The organism is Cellulomonas uda (genome assembly GCF_006538705.1).
GTDB lineage: Bacteria > Actinomycetota > Actinomycetes > Actinomycetales > Cellulomonadaceae > Cellulomonas > Cellulomonas uda.
Genome location: NZ_BJLP01000005.1, coordinates 50,377 through 66,083, shown reverse-complemented (window position 1 = coordinate 66,083; position 15,707 = coordinate 50,377). Strand labels below are relative to the sequence as shown.

At 74.9% G+C, this 15,707-nt stretch carries 11 protein-coding genes; 6 read left to right on the top strand and 5 right to left on the bottom strand.

Going from position 1 to position 15,707, the window contains the following annotated elements:
• Positions 1-5 precede the first annotated feature (5 nt).
• Positions 6-1,028, bottom strand: coding sequence for a putative F420-0 ABC transporter substrate-binding protein (locus tag CUD01_RS02655; protein ID WP_141318504.1), 1,023 nt, complete (start codon positions 1,026-1,028; stop codon positions 6-8).
• 260 nt (positions 1,029-1,288) lie between these two features.
• Between CUD01_RS02655 and CUD01_RS02650 the strand changes: the two genes are divergently transcribed.
• The 3 genes from CUD01_RS02650 to CUD01_RS02640 all read left to right on the top strand — a co-directional run bounded on the left by CUD01_RS02650 (position 1,289) and on the right by CUD01_RS02640 (position 5,884).
• Positions 1,289-2,044, top strand: a complete 756-nt coding sequence (locus tag CUD01_RS02650; RefSeq protein ID WP_141318502.1) for an SDR family oxidoreductase — start codon at positions 1,289-1,291, stop codon at positions 2,042-2,044.
• An 88-nt stretch (positions 2,045-2,132) separates the two neighbouring features.
• Complete coding sequence (locus tag CUD01_RS02645) at positions 2,133-4,034, top strand: ABC transporter ATP-binding protein (protein WP_141318500.1); 1,902 nt, start codon at positions 2,133-2,135, stop codon at positions 4,032-4,034.
• On the top strand, positions 4,031-5,884 hold the full coding sequence (locus CUD01_RS02640; protein ID WP_141318498.1) for an ABC transporter ATP-binding protein: 1,854 nt from the start codon (positions 4,031-4,033) through the stop codon (positions 5,882-5,884). The genes CUD01_RS02645 and CUD01_RS02640 overlap by 4 nt, the downstream gene beginning before the upstream one ends.
• Positions 5,885-5,909: 25 nt before the next feature.
• Here CUD01_RS02640 and CUD01_RS02635 read toward each other — a convergent pair whose 3' ends face one another.
• On the bottom strand, positions 5,910-6,662 hold the full coding sequence (locus CUD01_RS02635; protein WP_141318496.1) for a MerR family transcriptional regulator: 753 nt from the start codon (positions 6,660-6,662) through the stop codon (positions 5,910-5,912).
• 126 nt (positions 6,663-6,788) lie between these two features.
• Entirely contained in the window at positions 6,789-7,448 is a 660-nt protein-coding gene (locus CUD01_RS02630; RefSeq protein WP_141318494.1) for an HAD hydrolase-like protein, read from the bottom strand.
• A gap of 130 nt (positions 7,449-7,578) precedes the next feature.
• Here CUD01_RS02630 and CUD01_RS02625 point away from each other — a divergent pair, with 130 nt between their 5' ends.
• Positions 7,579-8,580, top strand: coding sequence for a phosphotransferase enzyme family protein (locus CUD01_RS02625; RefSeq protein WP_166772109.1), 1,002 nt, complete (start codon positions 7,579-7,581; stop codon positions 8,578-8,580).
• A gap of 7 nt (positions 8,581-8,587) precedes the next feature.
• Here CUD01_RS02625 and CUD01_RS02620 read toward each other — a convergent pair whose 3' ends face one another.
• Positions 8,588-9,337 carry an HAD hydrolase-like protein gene (locus tag CUD01_RS02620; RefSeq protein ID WP_141318537.1) on the bottom strand — a complete coding sequence of 250 codons (750 nt, stop codon included), beginning with the start codon at positions 9,335-9,337 and terminating at the stop codon, positions 8,588-8,590.
• Between the two features lie 329 nt (positions 9,338-9,666).
• Between CUD01_RS02620 and ileS the strand changes: the two genes are divergently transcribed.
• Positions 9,667-12,963 (top strand): isoleucine--tRNA ligase, encoded by a 3,297-nt coding sequence (gene ileS, locus CUD01_RS02615; RefSeq protein ID WP_141318490.1) that lies wholly within the window; start codon positions 9,667-9,669, stop codon positions 12,961-12,963.
• A gap of 48 nt (positions 12,964-13,011) precedes the next feature.
• Here the strand turns inward: ileS and CUD01_RS02610 are convergent, their stop codons facing one another.
• Entirely contained in the window at positions 13,012-14,103 is a 1,092-nt protein-coding gene (locus CUD01_RS02610) for a hypothetical protein (RefSeq protein WP_141318488.1), read from the bottom strand.
• Positions 14,104-14,233: 130 nt separating this feature from the next.
• On the opposite strand from CUD01_RS02610, the gene CUD01_RS02605 reads away from it, so the two are divergent.
• Positions 14,234-15,628 carry a bifunctional folylpolyglutamate synthase/dihydrofolate synthase gene (locus tag CUD01_RS02605; protein ID WP_141318486.1) on the top strand — a complete coding sequence of 465 codons (1,395 nt, stop codon included), beginning with the start codon at positions 14,234-14,236 and terminating at the stop codon, positions 15,626-15,628.
• Positions 15,629-15,707: the final 79 nt, after the last annotated feature.

The following is a 15,707-nucleotide window of genomic DNA, read 5'->3' as shown; positions in this document are numbered from 1 at the left end:
CGCGGTCAGCCCAGGCCCAGGGCGCGCGCCTGTTCGACGATCGACGCGACGGTGTCGGCGTTGCGCACGCCCGCCTCGCTCGCGGCGAACGGCACGACGACGTAGCGCTCCTGCTGCACGGCCTGCAGCGCGGCGGTGGCCGGGTTGGCGGCGAGCGCGGCCTTCTTGTCAGCGGCGGTGTTCCACGTCGAGTCGACGAGCACCAGCACGTCGGGGTCGGCCGCGACGACCTGCTCCCAGCCGACCGACGTCCACGTGTCGTGCACGTCGGCGAACACGTTGGTCAGCCCCGCGGCGTCGAGCAGCATCGCGGGCGCGCCGATGCCCGCGCCGACGAACGGGGTGTCCGTGCCGGACGACCACCACACGACGCTCGCGCCGTCGAGCGGGTCGACGCCGTCGAGCGTGGCCTGCTGCGCGGCGACCACCTGCTCGGCGGCCTCGGGCTCGCCGAGCAGGGCGCCCGCCTCGCGGATCTCGGCGAACACGTCGTCGAACGTGAGCGGGTCGGGCTGGTAGCCGGGCTCCTTGCACGCCGACGGTGCGACGTACGTGGCGATGCCGTGGCCGGTGAGCGTGTCGCGCTCCCCGACTCCGTCCGCGGAGAAGTTCGACTCCCACCCGCCGACGACGAGGTCCGGCTCGGCGGCGAGCAGCGCCTCCTGCCCGGGCACCTTGTCGGACAGGACGGGCACGTCGGCGAGGGCGGGCGCGAGGTCCTCGGGCGGCGGGCCGTCCGAGAACGCGGTCCCGACGAGGCGGTCGGCCGCCCCGAGCGCCGCGACGAGCTCGGTGGTCGACGACTTGATCGTCACGATGCGCTGCGGAGCGGCGTCGAGCGTCACCTCGGTGCCGCAGTTGTCGACGGTGACGGGGTACGACGACGCGGGAGAGGCGTCGGCGGTCGTCGTGCCGGCCGCCGAGCCCGGGCGGTCGCCGTCGGAGGCGATGGCGCACCCGGCGAGCAGCAGCGGTGCGACGAGGACGGCGCTCGCGAGCCGGCGACGAGGACGGGCGGGCGTGGGCATGGGGCTCCTCCGGTGGGCGACACGCCGCGCACGCCGTCGGGCGCGGGCCAAGGGGTGCCGGCGCACGTCGCGCCGTGGAGGACCGTCCCAGTCGAGGGCGGTGCGACCTGGCCGAACGTCCGGCCGGGTTCCGCCGAAACCCTAAGGACCAGCGGGCCGCGCACGCAAACGTCGCGTGCACGGGGTGCCCCGCGCGTCGTAGCGTGCGACCGACCGCTCGCAGCGCCGACCGCGGACCGATACCGACACCAGGAGCCAGCATGACCAGCACCCCCCGCCGCGCCGTCGTCACGGGCGCGTCGTCCGGCATCGGCGCGGCGACCGTCCGCCGCCTGCGCGCGGAGGGGTGGGACGTCGTCGCGACCGCGCGCCGCGCGGACCGGCTGGCGGCCCTCGCGGACGCGACGGGCGCCGAGACGTTCGTGGCCGACGTGACCTCGGACGACGACGTCGCGGCGCTCGTCGAGCACGTGCGCGCGACCGGGGGCCTCGACGCCGTGGTCAACAACGCGGGCGGCGCGTTCGGGCTCGACCCGGTCGAGTCGGGCGACCTCGCGCAGTGGCGCGCGATGTACGAGCTCAACGTCCTCGGCACGCTGCGGGTCACCCAGGGTCTGCTGCCGCTGCTGCGGGAGCGCGGCGCGGGTGACGTGGTCGTCGTGACGTCGACCGCGGCGCACGGCGCGTACCCGGGCGGCGCGGGGTACACCGGTGCGAAGTCCGCCGAGCACCTGCTCGCCCAGACGCTGCGGTGGGAGATCGTCGGCCAGCCGGTCCGCGTCATCGAGATCGCCCCGGGCGCGGTCGCGACCGAGGAGTTCTCGCTCGTGCGGTTCGACGGGGACGCCGAGCGTGCCGCGGCGGTGTACGAGGGGTACCAGCCGCTCGTGGCCGACGACGTCGCGGACACCATCGCGTGGTCGCTGTCGCGGCCCGCGCACGTCAACGTCGACCTGCTGGTCGTGCGGCCGCGCGCGCAGGCGAACAACACGACGACGGCGCGCACGGGCGTCTGACCGGAGCCGGTCCGCGGGCGCACGCCCGCCCCGTGAGACGACGACGCCCCCGGGTGGGCTCGTCGGCGGGCGGACGTAGTGTGACGGGATGCCCCCCGGACGTCCCTCGCGCAGCGTGCTCCTGCGCCTCGTGCACTGGGGTCGGCCGGCGGTCCCGCGCATCGTCGTGGGCGGGCTCACGGCGCTCGGTGCGAGCCTCCTCGCGCTCGCGGTGCCGCAGGTGCTGCGCTCGGTGGTCAACGGGCCGCTGCTCACGGACGGGTCGCGGACGGCGGTCGTCGAGGCCGCCGGGCTGGTGCTCGCGCTGGGCGTGCTCGAGGCGTTCCTGGTGTGGTGCCGGCGGACGCTGATCCTCACACCGGGCACGGGCGTCGAGCTCACGATGCGGCGCGACCTGTTCCGCCACCTGCTCGACCTGCCGGTCGAGTTCCACGACCGCTGGTCGGGCGGGCAGCTGCTGTCGCGCTCGATGAGCGACCTGTCGGTCATCCGACGCTGGATGGTGTTCGGCCTCGTCATGCTGTGCGTGAGCGCGACGACCGTGGTGGTCGGCGTCGGTCTCATGATCGCGACGGCGCCCGTGCTGGGCCTGGTCTACCTCGCGGGTGCGGTGCCGGTCGTCTGGCTCGGGTTCCGGTTCCGGCAGGACTACAAGGTGGTCGCGCGCCGCGCGCGCGACCAGGCGGGTGACCTCGCGACGACGGTCGAGGAGTCGGTGCACGGCATCCGGGTGCTCAAGGCGTTCGGCCGCGGCGAGGACGCGCTCGGTGACTTCGTGCGGCAGGCCGACGAGCTGCGCGCGACCGAGGTCGCCAAGGCCCGCACGCAGTCACGCGTGACGTTCGCGCTGGGTGCGATCCCGGAGGCGGTGCTCGCGGTGTCCCTCGCGGTCGGTGTGCCCCTCGCCGCGGCGGGCCGCGTGTCGGTCGGTGCGCTCGTCGCGTTCTTCGCGACAGCGGCGATCGTCAACGCGCCCGTCGAGCGGCTCGGCAACCTGCTCGCGATGACGCTCGACGCGCGTGCCGCGACCGAGCGGTTCGTGCAGGTGGTCGACACCGTCCCGACGGTGCGTGACCCGCAGGCCCCGGTCGCGCTGCCGCCCCGCCCGGCCGGCGGCTCGCTCGTGGAGCTCGACGGCGTGCACTTCGCGCACCCGGCGCGCGGGTCGGGGCCGGTCGGGGAGGTCCTCGCGGGCGTCGACCTGCGCCTCGAGCCCGGGACGACGACCGCACTGGTCGGGCTCACCGGCAGCGGCAAGACGACGCTGCTGCAGCTCGTCCCACGGCTGTACGACGTGACGGCCGGCGCGGTGCGCGTCGACGGCGTCGACGTGCGGGACCTCACCCGCGCCCAGCTGCGCGCGGCGGTGTCCGTCGCGTTCGAGGACCCGATCCTGTTCTCCGCGTCGGTGCGCGAGAACGTGCTGCTCGGCACGCCCGCCGACCTGCCCGCCGAGGAGGCGGAGGACCTGCTGCAGGGCTCGCTCGACGTCGCGCGCGCGGGCTTCGCCCGCGACCTTCCCGACGGGCTCGCCACGGTCATCGGCGAGGAGGGCCTGAGCCTGTCCGGCGGGCAGCGTCAGCGCGTGGCGCTCGCTCGCGCGATCGCCGTGCGCCCCCGCGTGCTGCTGCTCGACGACCCGCTGTCCGCGCTCGACGTGAGCACGGAGGCGCAGGTCACCGCGCGCCTGCGGGAGGTGCTCGCGGGCACGACGACGCTCGTCGTCGCGCACCGTCCGTCGACGGTCGCGCTCGCGGACCGCGTCGCCGTGCTCGAGGACGGCCGGATCACGGGCGTGGGCACGCACGCCGAGCTGCTCGCGACGCACGCGCACTACCGGTACGTGCTCACGGCCCAGGAGGCGGTGGACGACGCGGCGCGCGCGGCGGACCGCAGGGCGCAGGACACGGACGTGCGCGAGGACGAGGAGCGCACGGCCGACGAGGCCGCCGACGAGGCCGCTGACGAGTGGGTCGAGACCGCGCGATGACGGCACCCACGACCCACGGGGCGCCCGCGAGCCCGCCGTCCGCGGGCCCGCCGCCCGCGGACGCGGCGTCCGACGAGGCGCTCGAGGACCCGCGCGTCGTCCGCCGCCGCTCGCTCGGGCTGCTCGGCTCGCTGCTGCGCCCGGTGGCGCGACCCGCGTGGTGGACGGTCGCGCTCGTCGTCCTCGCGCAGCTCGCGGCGGTCGCCGGGCCCGCGCTCGTCGCCTACGGCATCGACTCGGCGCTGCCTGCCCTCGCGGACGACGGTGACGCGCGTCCGCTCGTCGTCGCGGCGGGCGTGTACCTGGTGCTCGCGGTCGGGGGAGGCCTGCTCTCCGCGCAGGTGGTGCGCGCGTCCGCGCGCGTGAGCCAGGCGGTGCTGCTGGACCTGCGCGGCCGGCTGTTCCGGCACACGCAGCGCCTGAGCCTGGAGTTCCACGAGCGCTACACCTCGGGCCGGATCATCTCCCGGCAGACGTCGGACACGGACGCGCTGCGCGAGCTCCTCGACGGCGGTGTCACCACGCTCGCGTCGTCCGGGCTCGCGATGGTGCTCACCGCGACGTCGCTCGCGCTGCTCGACTGGCGCAGCGGCCTGGTGCTGCTGGTCGCGGTGGTCCCGGGCGTGGTGCTCACGCGGTGGTTCCAGCTGCGCTCGCAGCGCCAGTACCGCCTCAACCGGACCGCCGCCGCGCGCGTGATCGTGCGGTTCGTGGAGACCATGACGGGCATCCGCGCGGTGCAGGCGTTCCGTCGTGAGGAGGCGGCCGGGCACGTGTACGGCGCGGAGGCCGAGGTCTACCGCCGCACGACGGCCGACGCGATCCGCGTCAACGGCGTGTTCGACACGGGGCTGACGCTGATCGGGAACGTCACGGTCGCGGGGGTGCTGCTGGTCGGCGGCCTGCGTGTGCTCGACGACGGGCTGGACGTGGGGGTGCTGGTGGCCGCGGTGCTGTACGCGCGGCGGTTCTTCCAGCCGCTGCAGCAGATCGGGATGTTCTACAACTCGTTCCAGTCGGCGACCGCGGCGCTCGAGAAGCTCTCGGCGCTCCTCGCGCAGGAGCCGTCGGTGCCCGACCCGCAGCACCCCGTCGCGCTGCGTGAGGTGCGCGGCGACGTGCGGTTCAGGGGTGTCGAGTTCGGCTACGGCGACGGGCCGGGCGTGCTGCCCGCGCTCGACCTGCACGTGCCGGCGGGGCAGTCGCTCGCGCTCGTCGGCGAGACGGGCGCGGGCAAGTCCACGGTCGCGAAGCTGCTCGCGCGGTTCTACGACGTGCGGGCGGGAGCGGTGCTGCTCGACGGGGTCGACGTGCGCGACGTCGCGCCCGGCGACCTGCGCCGAGCGGTCGTCATGGTGACGCAGGAGTCGTACCTGTTCTCCGGGTCGGTCGCCGCGAACATCGCGCTCGGCCGTCCGGGCGCGTCGCGCGCTCAGGTCGAGGCGGCGGCGCGTGCCGTCGGCGTGCACGAGCTCGTGGCGTCGCTCCCGGACGGGTACGACACGCTCGTCGACAAGCGCGGCGGGCGGCTGTCGGCGGGGCAGCGCCAGCTCGTCGCGTTCGCGCGCGCGTTCCTGGCCGACCCGGCCGTGCTGATCCTCGACGAGGCGACCAGCTCGCTCGACGTCCCCGGTGAGGCGCTCGTGCAGCGCGGCCTGCGCACGCTGCTCGCGGGTCGCACGGCCGTGGTGATCGCGCACCGGCTGTCGACCGTCATGGGCTCGGACCGCGTGCTCGTCGTCGACGGCGGGCGCGTCGTCGAGGACGGTGCCCCGGCCGACCTCGCGACGGCGGGCGGCCGGTTCGCCGAGCTGTACGACGACTGGCAGGCCACGCTGCGCACGCCGTAGCACCCGAGCGCGCGCGGCGGGGCGTTCAGCGTGACGCGGCCCAGGCGTGCAGGGCCTCGCGCACGAACGCGGCGCCCTGCGGGCCGCCGTAGGTCGCGCCGAACCGCTCGTCGGCCACGTAGAGCTCGGCCAGGCCCAGCACGTACTCGACCGGGGCGCCCGTGCCGTGGCCCGGGGTGCCGGGGATGGACGTGAGCCACGCGACGTGGCGGGCGGCGAGCGCCTGCGCCTCGTCGGACGCGGGGTCGGTGCCCGTGGCGGCGGCCGCGGCCCAGTCGGCGGCGAGCCGCGCGGTGCGCGCCTGCCACCCCTTCTTCTCGTCGTCGGGCATCCCTCGCCACCACGCGTCCGAGGTCGCGTACGCGTCGGCGCCCCAGCGCTGCTCGACCTCGTCCTTGTACTGCGTGTGGTCGAACCCGTCGAACATCTCCTCGGCCATCACAGGCCCTCCTTCCTCTCGTGCGGTGATCGTCCGCTCGACCGAGGCGACGAGCCGCTCCAGCCGGCGCTGCTCGTCGCGCAGCCAGGCGAGGTGGCGCCGCAGCGCGACGACCTCGTCCTGCTCGCGGTCCAGGACCCGACCGATCTCGCTGAGCCCCAGGCCGAGCTCGCGCAGGAGCAGGATGCGTTGCAGCCGGACGAGCGCGGCGTCGTCGTACCAGCGGTGGCCACCTGCGGCGACCCGGCTCGGCGGCAGCAGGCCGACCGCGTCGTAGTGCCGCAGCGTGCGGCTCGTCGTGCCCGTCAGGCGCGCGACCTCCTGGATCGACGCCTCCATCGCTCCTCCTTCGTGCGGTCGTCGTGCTGTCGTGCGGACGAGATCCACGGTAGGAGTTGACGCCGCGTCAAGATCAAGCGAGGAGGTCGAGGTGCGTCCGAGCGGTTCGCCCGGCGCTCGACCCCGTCACGCCGTCGGCCTGAGCCCCACGAGCCCGAGCGCCGCGGCGACGAGCGCGGCGGGGGAGTCCACGACGGCCCGCGCGCCCGCGCCCTCGAGCTCCGCGCGGTCGCCGAAGCCCCACAGCACGCCGACGCAGGGCAGCCTGTTCTCCCGGGCGCCCTCGACGTCGTGCTCGCGGTCGCCCACCATCACGGCGCGCACGTCCGGCCCGAGCGACGCCACGGCCCGCGCGATGATCTGGCCCTTGGTGTCGCTCTCGTCGTCGGGTGCGCCGAACACGCCGTCCAGCAGGGGAGCCAGGCCCAGGTGCTCCAGGACCGGGACCGCGAACGTGTGCGGCTTGGCGGTCGCGACGACGAGCCGCGCCCCGGCGGCCCGCAGCCCGGCCAGCGCCCGCGGCACCCCGTCGAACACGTGGGCCATGAGGTTCCCGCGCTCGGCGAACGCGCGCTGGTAACCGGCGACGACCGCGTCGTGCAGCTCGGGCGGGACGCCCACGCGCCGCGCGGAGTCGTGGATGGGCGGGCCGATGAACGAGCGCAGCACCGCGTCGTCGGGCGGGACCAGGCCGGCGCCGCGGAACCCCGCGCGCAGGGAGTCGACCACCCCGTCACCGGAGTCGATGAGCGTCCCGTCGAGGTCCAGCAGCACGGCAGCAGTCACCCGCAGATCCTGCCACCGCTCGGCGGGCGCCCTGTCCGCCGTGGCCCGTCCGCCCGCCGTGAGGCTGATGTGTCGCGATGGGCACGTGGCGGCAACCTCGGCGCAACACCCGCTGCCTAGCGTGCAGCACGTGACGACCACCGCCGTCCGCGACCGCGTGCGTGACGACTTCGGGCTCGAGGTCGAGACCCTCGAACCGGTGACCACGCACGCCACCGCCCGGCTGTGGCGTGCGACGGTCGGGCCGAGCCGGTACGCCGTGCGGTGGACGTCGACGACGAGCGCGGCCGCGCAGGTCGCGCTCGCGCTGGCGCGCACGCTCCCGCAGCGCCCGCAGGAGCTCCTGCCGGCACCGGCGACGTTCGCGCCGCCGCTGCTCACCCGGCGCGGGGCGCCCGCGGCCGACCACGACGGCGGGCGGCTGTCCGTCACGCCGTGGCTCGACGGCCCGACCGGCCGGGACGTGCCGCTGACGCCGCCGCAGTGGACCGCGTTCGGTCGGCTCGTCGCGCGGGTGCACGCGCTCGCGCCGACGAGCGTGCCCGGGCTGACGCGCGAGTCGTTCGACCCGACGGAGCGGCTCGCGCGCACCGCCGAGATCGACGACGAGGTCGCGCGCACGCTGCGGGGCGAGCGGGACGCCGCCGCCCGGGCCGCCGCCGAGACGTGGCGTGCGGCGGGTCCGCGCATCGCCGCCGTGCGCGCCCGCGCGGTGCGGACGGGCCACCGGCTGCGCGACCAGGGCCGCGACGTCCCGCTCGTCGTCTGCCACGCGGACGCCCACGTGGGGCACGTGGTCGCGACGGGGCCGCGGGACGTCGCGCTGCTGGACTGGGAGCACGCGTGCGTGGCACCCGCCGAGCAGGACCTGATGTTCGTGCTCGGGGGCGTGCTGCCGGGGCTGCGCGTGACGGTCGAGCAGTCGGCCGCGTTCCTGACGGGCTACGGGCGCGTGGACATCGACGAGGACCGGCTCGCGTACGCGCGGTGCGTCCGCGCGCTGCAGGACCTCACGGCGACCGCCGCGACCGCGCTCGACCGCGACGCGCCCCGCGCGCGGCGCGTCGCGGCGCTCGCGGACTTCGGTGCGCACGTGGGGCCCGACGGCGGTCTCGCCGCCGCGCTCGAGTGACGCCGGGTCAGGCCGGTGTGCGGGCGAGCAGCTCCAGCGCGGCGCGCGGCAGGTCGTCGGTGTCGTCGACGAGCGCGTCCGCCTCGGCGAGCTCGCCCGGCTCGGCGTAGCCCCAGGTGACGCCGAGGCACCGCACGCCGTTCGCGTGCGCGCCGACGACGTCGTGGCTGCGGTCGCCGACCATGACCGTGGGCCCGTGGCCCGGCACGCTCGCGAGCGCGGCGGCGACGACGAGCGCCTTGCTGCTCGGCACGTCGTCCGGCGGGGCGCCGAACACACCGTCGACCAGCGCGTCGATCCCGAGGTACGCGCACACCGGGTCCGCCCGGACCTGCGGCTTGGACGTGGCCACCAGGAGCGTGCAGCCCGCCGCGCGCAGCGCCCGCAGCGCGTCGAGCACACCCGGGTACGCGCGCGTCTCGCGCAGCGCGCCCGCGTCGTAGTGCGCGCGGTACGCGGCGAGCGCGGCCGGGACCAGGTCCTCGGGCACGCCGTGCGCGCGCAGGCTGTCCTGCAGGGGCGGTCCGACGAACGAGCGCAGCGCCGCCGCCGAGGGCACCGGCAGCCCGAGCGAGCCGTACGCGGCGGCGACGCTCCCGGTGATGCCGGGCGCCGACTCGCTGAGCGTCCCGTCGAGGTCGAGCAGCACCACGGGCGCGGCCGACGGGTCGGTCGTGGTCGGCGTCGCGGTCGGCGTCGTGGTCGGCAGGGTGGTCGGCAGGGTGGTCGGCAGGGTCGCGTGCGTGGTCACGTGCATGGTCACGCGCAGGACTATGCCGTACGGCCGTGTGCGGCCCTGGGCTACCCTGGGCGGACAGGCACCGATCCGGCCATCACCGGGGAGCCTCCGGAAGAACGGGTCGCCACGCTCGCGCGGCGGCCTCACTAGAACCGGACGGGTAGGCCCGTCACAGCCGTCACGAGTGGTCGACGCGCCGTCGCCGCCGGGCTCAGGCCGGCGAGGACGACGAGCCGGCAAGTGAGGTGGTACCGCGGTGGTCCGGCCGGTCCGGGCGATCGTCCTCGCAGCCGACGCGACGCACGCACCTGCCGAACCAGCACGTGCCGACCACAGGAGACGCCCCGGTGACCGATCGTCACTACCCGTTGCACCGCGACGAGCCCGTCGCGCCCTCGCCCGACCTGCCCGCGCTCGAGCGCGAGGTGCTCGCGCACTGGGCGGCCGACGGCACGTTCCAGGCCTCGATCGACCAGCGGGACGCGGGCGAGGACGGCAGCAACGAGTTCGTCTTCTACGACGGTCCGCCGTTCGCCAACGGCCTGCCGCACTACGGGCACCTGCTGACGGGGTACGCGAAGGACGTCGTGCCGCGCTACCAGACCATGCGGGGCCGCCGCGTGGAGCGCCGGTTCGGCTGGGACACGCACGGGCTGCCTGCGGAGCTCGAGGCGCAGCGCCTCCTGGGCATCAAGGACAAGGCCCAGATCGAGGAGATGGGCATCGCGGCGTTCAACGCGGCGTGCCGTGAGTCGGTGCTGAAGTACACCCAGGAGTGGCGCGAGTACGTGACGCGGCAGGCCCGGTGGGTGGACTTCGACAACGACTACAAGACGCTCGACGTGTCGTTCATGGAGTCCGTGATCTGGGGCTTCAAGCAGCTGTTCGACAAGGGGCTGGCGTACGAGGGCTACCGCGTCCTGCCGTACTGCTGGGTCGACGAGACGCCGCTGTCGAACCACGAGCTGCGCATGGACGACGACGTGTACGCGAGCCGGCAGGACCCGGCGCTCACCGTGGGCGTGCGGCTCGAGACCGGTGAGCTCGCGCTGATCTGGACGACGACGCCGTGGACGCTGCCGAGCAACCTGGCGGTCGCGGTCGGTCCGGACGTGGAGTACGTGACGGTCGAGCCCGCGCCGGACTCGCCGTTCGGCCAGGCGCACCCCGGCGAGCGCGTGCTGCTCGCGGCCCCCCGCCTCGCCGCGTACGCGCGCGAGCTCGGCGAGGCCACCGTGGTCGCCACGACCCTGGGCCGCGACCTCGCGGGCCGGCGCTACACGCCGCCGTTCGACTACTTCGTCGGCCACGAGAACGCGCACCAGGTGCTGGTCGCGGACTTCGTGACGACCGAGGACGGCTCGGGCCTGGTGCACCTCGCGCCCGCGTTCGGCGAGGACGACATGGCGGCGTGCGACGCGGCGGGCATCGCCGCGGTCGTGCCGGTCGACGACGGCGGCCGGTTCACCGCGCTGGTCGGCGACTACGCGGGTCAGCAGGTGTTCGACGCGAACAAGCCGATCATCGCGGACCTCAAGGCGGGCACGGGTCCCCTCGCGCGCGTCGCGGAGCAGCAGCGCGCGCTCGTCGTGCGGCACGAGACGTACGAGCACTCCTACCCGCACTGCTGGCGCTGCCGGAACCCGCTGATCTACAAGGCGGTCTCGTCGTGGTTCGTGCGGGTCACGGACTTCCGTGACCGGATGGTCGAGCTCAACCAGGAGATCTCCTGGACCCCCGAGCACATCAAGGACGGCCAGTTCGGCAAGTGGCTCGCGGGTGCGCGCGACTGGTCGATCAGCCGCAACCGGTACTGGGGGACGCCGATCCCGGTGTGGGTCTCGGACGACCCGACGTACCCGCGCGTGGACGCGTACGGCTCGCTCGCGGAGCTCGAGCGCGACTTCGGCCGCGTGCCCACCAACGAGCAGGGCGAGCCCGACCTGCACCGCCCGTACATCGACGAGCTGACGCGCCCGAACCCGGACGACCCGACGGGCGCCTCGACCATGCGTCGCATCCCCGACGTGCTGGACGTGTGGTTCGACTCGGGCTCGATGCCGTTCGCGCAGGTGCACTACCCGTTCGAGAACCGCGAGTGGTTCGAGCACCACTACCCGGGCGACTTCATCGTCGAGTACATCGGGCAGACCCGCGGCTGGTTCTACACGCTGCACGTGCTCGCCACGGCGATCTTCGACCGGCCGTCGTTCCGCAACGTCATGTGCCACGGGATCGTGCTCGGCGACGACGGCCGCAAGGCGTCGAAGTCGCTGCGCAACTTCCCGGACCCGGTCGAGATGTGGGACGTCTACGGCTCCGACGCGGTGCGCTGGTCGCTCATGTCGAGCACGATCCTGCGCGGCGGGAACCTCATCGTCGCGGAGGAGGGCATCCGCGACGGCGTGCGCCAGGTGCTGCTGCCGCTGTGGAGCACGTACTACTTCTTCACGCTGTACGCGGGCGCCGCGAACGGCGGCGCCGGGCTGACGGCGCGGCTCGTCGACGCGCAGAGCACCGCGTCGCTGAGCACCGCGGACCGTGACCTGCTGGCGCGCACGCGCGAGCTCGTCGTGACGGTCACCGAGCGGCTCGACGCGTACGACCCGCCGGGGGCGTGCGAGGCGGTGCGCCAGCACCTCGACGTGCTGACCAACTGGTACGTGCGCACGCAGCGGCAGCGGTTCTGGGACGAGGACGTCGCGGCGTTCGACACGCTGTACACCGCGCTCGAGACGCTCACGCGCGTCATGGCCCCGCTCGCGCCGCTGGTCACGGAGGAGATCTGGCGCGGTCTGACGGGTGGGCGCAGCGTGCACCTGACCGACTGGCCGACGCCCGCCGCGATCGTCACGAACCCGGGCCCCGGCGCGTCGACCGTCACGGACGACTCGGCCGCGACCGGCGCGGAGTTCACGGACGCGGAGCTCGTCGCCGCCATGGACCGGGTGCGCGAGATCGTGTCGACCACGCTCGGGCTGCGCAAGGCGAGCGGCCTGCGCGTGCGTCAGCCGCTGCGCGAGCTGCGCGTCGCGATCCCGTTCCCGCGCCTCGCGCTGCCGTTCACCGACCTCATCGCGTCCGAGGTGAACGTCAAGAGCGTCGCCGTGCACTCGGTCGACGACGCGGCGGCCTCCGAGTTCGGTGTCTGGACGCGGCTCGACGTCAACGCGCGCGCGGCCGGCCCGCGCCTCGGCAAGGCCGTGCAGGGCGTCATCCGCGCGGCGAAGGCGGGGGACTGGGAGCAGACGGCCGACGGTGTCGTCGTGCGGACGCCCGAGGGGGACGTGCCGCTGCTCGAGACGGAGTACAAGCTCGTCGCCGCGGTGCGGGACGAGGAGGGCGACGAGGTCGCGGCCGCCGTGCTGCCCGAGCGCGGGTTCGTCGTGCTCGACATCGCGCTCGACGACGCGCTGCGCGCCGAGGGCTACGCGCGCGACGTGGTGCGTGCCGTGCAGGACGCCCGCAAGGCGGCCGGGCTGCACGTCGCGGACCGGATCGCGCTGTCGCTCACGGTCCCGGCGGAGCACGTCGCGGACGTCGAGGCGCACCGCGACTTCGTGGCGGACGAGACGCTCGCGGTCGAGCTGACGGTGACGGCCGGGGCGGCGCTCGACGTCGCGGTCGCGAAGCGCCCGGTCTGACACCCGACGACGGCGCGGTGCCCACGAGGCCCGCGCCGTCGTCGCGTCTCAGTCGATCGTCGAGCCCGAGCGGACGAACGCCTTGCCCAGGTAGAAGATGCTGCGGAACTTGTGCGTCCAGAACCGGGCGCCGGTGTTCTTGGTGACGGTCGAGTCGGTGATCGTGAGCGTGCCCGTGCGGTCGTTGCTCACGTAGAACACGCCGGGACCGCCCTCGGGCGCGACGTTCCGCTGGATCGTGGAGCGCTCGATCGTCACCGACTGCCGCGTGCCGTCGAAGTACACCGCGCCGCCGTTGCCGCCCTGCCCGCTGGACGCGCCCGAGCCGGTCGCGGTGTTGCCCGTGAACGTCGAGTCGCGGATCAGGAGCGGGGCCTGCAGCGACGACACGGCGCCGCCGTTCGCGCACGCGTTGTCCGTGAACGTCGACTCGAGGACCCGCGCGGACTCCTTCTGGCCGACGACGCGGATCGCGCCACCACCCGCGTCGGGGTGCTGCTGCACGCAGCGGTTCTCGCGGAACGTCGCGCGCTGCACGGTGAGCCGCCCACCGCGCATCGCGATCGCGCCGCCGCCACCCCCGCCTCCCACGGACGCCTTGCCCGCGGGCGTGCGGCTCGCGTCGCCGCGCGTGAACGTGATGTCCTTGACCAGCACGTACGGCGTGGTCTGCGTGTCGCAGCGGCTGTCGATCCAGCCGAACGACTCCTCGCACGTGTTGGCGTACAGGATCCCGCGCGCGCCCTGCCCGGACAGCGTGACCTTGCCGCCCCCGTCGAGCACGAGCTGCTGGACGACCTTCGCCTTCGGGTCCTGCCAGGGGTGCCGGCACGTCGTGGTGTTGCACACGAACAGCGTGCGGTCCAGGGCGATCGTGACGTTCTTCGGCCCACAGTCGAACCGCACGGTCCCACCCGACTTCACGGCGTACGCGAGCGCGGCGGGCGTGCACGACGCGGGCGTGCCGGTGCCGACCACCTTCACCACGCCGGACGTACCGGGGGTCGCGGCGGACGCGGGCGCGGCGAGCCCCGCGGCGCCGACGAGCGCGGTGGCGACGACGAGCGCGGGGGCGCCGACGAGCGCGGCGGCGCGGGCGCGGCGCACGCGGTGGGCCGACGCGCGGGGGTCGAAGGTCATCCGCCGACCGTAGCCGCTGCGTGCCGCGCCCGGAACGGCCGGACGGACGACGGCGGCGGCCCGCACGGCACAATGGCCGCATGACCTCTCGCGCCGCCCTCGTCGTCCGCCACGTCCCCGGGGCGGTCCGATGAGCGCCGCCGACCGCGCTCGTCGCGAGGCCGACGGCCGCGCCGCCGAGCGGGCGCGCGCCGCGCGCGAGGAGGCCGACGCGGTCTACCGCGAGATCCTGCGCCGCACGCCCGAGCACGAGCTCGACCCGTCGTTCCGCCGCGTGCAGGAGGTGTGCGAGCTGCTGGGCGACCCGCAGCGCGCCTACCGCGTCGTGCACCTCACGGGGACCAACGGCAAGACGTCGACGAGCCGCATGGTCGAGCGGCTGCTGCGCGAGCACGGGCTGCGCACCGGGCGGTTCACGAGCCCGCACCTCACGCGCGTCAACGAGCGCATCGCCGTGGACGGCGAGCCGATCGACGACGAGACGTTCGTCGCGACGTACCGCGACGTGCTCCCGTACGTCGAGATGGTCGACGCGCGCTCGGCCGAGCGCGGCGAGCCGCAGCTGTCGTTCTTCGAGGTGTTCGTGGTCATGGCGTTCGCGGCCTTCGCGGACGCCCCGGTCGACGTCGCGGTCGTCGAGGTCGGCATGGGCGGCTCGTGGGACGCGACGAACGTCGCGGACGGCGAGGTCGCGGTCATCACTCCCGTCGGGATGGACCACGAGCGGTGGCTCGGCGACACGCTCGTCGAGATCGCCGAGGTCAAGGCGGGCATCGTCAAGGACGGCGCCACCCTCGTGCTCGCGGAGCAGGACGAACAGGTCGAGGGCGTCGTGCTCGCGGTGGCGGCGGAGCGGGGCGCGCGCGTCGTGCGCGAGGGCGTCGACATCGCGGTCGTCGAGCGGCAGGTCGCCGTGGGCGGGCAGATGCTCACGCTGCGCGGGTTGGGCGGGGTGTACGCCGACGTGTTCCTGCCGCTGCACGGCGAGTTCCAGGCGCACAACGCGCTCCTCGCGCTCGTCGCGACGGAGGCGCTGCTGACCGGCGGGGGAGCGCTCGACGGGGACGTCGTCGGCGCCGCGTTCGCGGACGCGACGTCGCCCGGGCGCCTCGAGGTGGTCCGGTCCAGCCCCACGGTGCTGGTCGACGGCGCGCACAACCCGGCGGGCGCCCTGGCGCTCGTCTCCTCGCTCGACGAGGCGTTCGCGTTCCAGCGGGTGGTCGGAGTCGTCGGTGTCATGGCCGACAAGGACCCCGAGGCCATCCTGTCGGTGCTCGAGCCGGAGCTCGCCGAGGTGGTGGTCACGCAGGCCGGCACGTCGCGCGCGATGCCCGCGGACGAGCTCGCCGAGATCGCGGTCGACGTGTTCGGCGAGGACCGTGTCCACGTGGTCGAACGCCTCGACGACGCGGTGGCGCTCGCGGTCGAGCGCGCCGAGTCGGAGGTCGAGCGCGGCGCCGCGGTGCTCGTGACGGGGTCGATCCTGCTCGTGGCCGAGGCGCGCATCCTGCTCGGCCGCGACTGACCGGCCGCCCGCCGCCCGCACCCGGGAGGTCGGCCGGAGGTCGGCCCGCACGTCGCTGCACAAACGTGCACGGCTCGTG

Coding starts and splice junctions, on each gene's coding strand:
- CUD01_RS02640 (WP_141318498.1), top strand. CDS start 4,031: ATGACGGCACCCACGACCCACGGGGCGCCCGCGAGCCCGCCGTCCGCG.
- CUD01_RS02610 (WP_141318488.1), bottom strand. CDS start 14,103: ATGACCTTCGACCCCCGCGCGTCGGCCCACCGCGTGCGCCGCGCCCGC.
- CUD01_RS02655 (WP_141318504.1), bottom strand. CDS start 1,028: ATGCCCACGCCCGCCCGTCCTCGTCGCCGGCTCGCGAGCGCCGTCCTC.
- CUD01_RS02620 (WP_141318537.1), bottom strand. CDS start 9,337: ATGCACGTGACCACGCACGCGACCCTGCCGACCACCCTGCCGACCACC.
- CUD01_RS02605 (WP_141318486.1), top strand. CDS start 14,234: ATGAGCGCCGCCGACCGCGCTCGTCGCGAGGCCGACGGCCGCGCCGCC.
- CUD01_RS02650 (WP_141318502.1), top strand. CDS start 1,289: ATGACCAGCACCCCCCGCCGCGCCGTCGTCACGGGCGCGTCGTCCGGC.
- CUD01_RS02635 (WP_141318496.1), bottom strand. CDS start 6,662: ATGGAGGCGTCGATCCAGGAGGTCGCGCGCCTGACGGGCACGACGAGC.
- CUD01_RS02645 (WP_141318500.1), top strand. CDS start 2,133: ATGCCCCCCGGACGTCCCTCGCGCAGCGTGCTCCTGCGCCTCGTGCAC.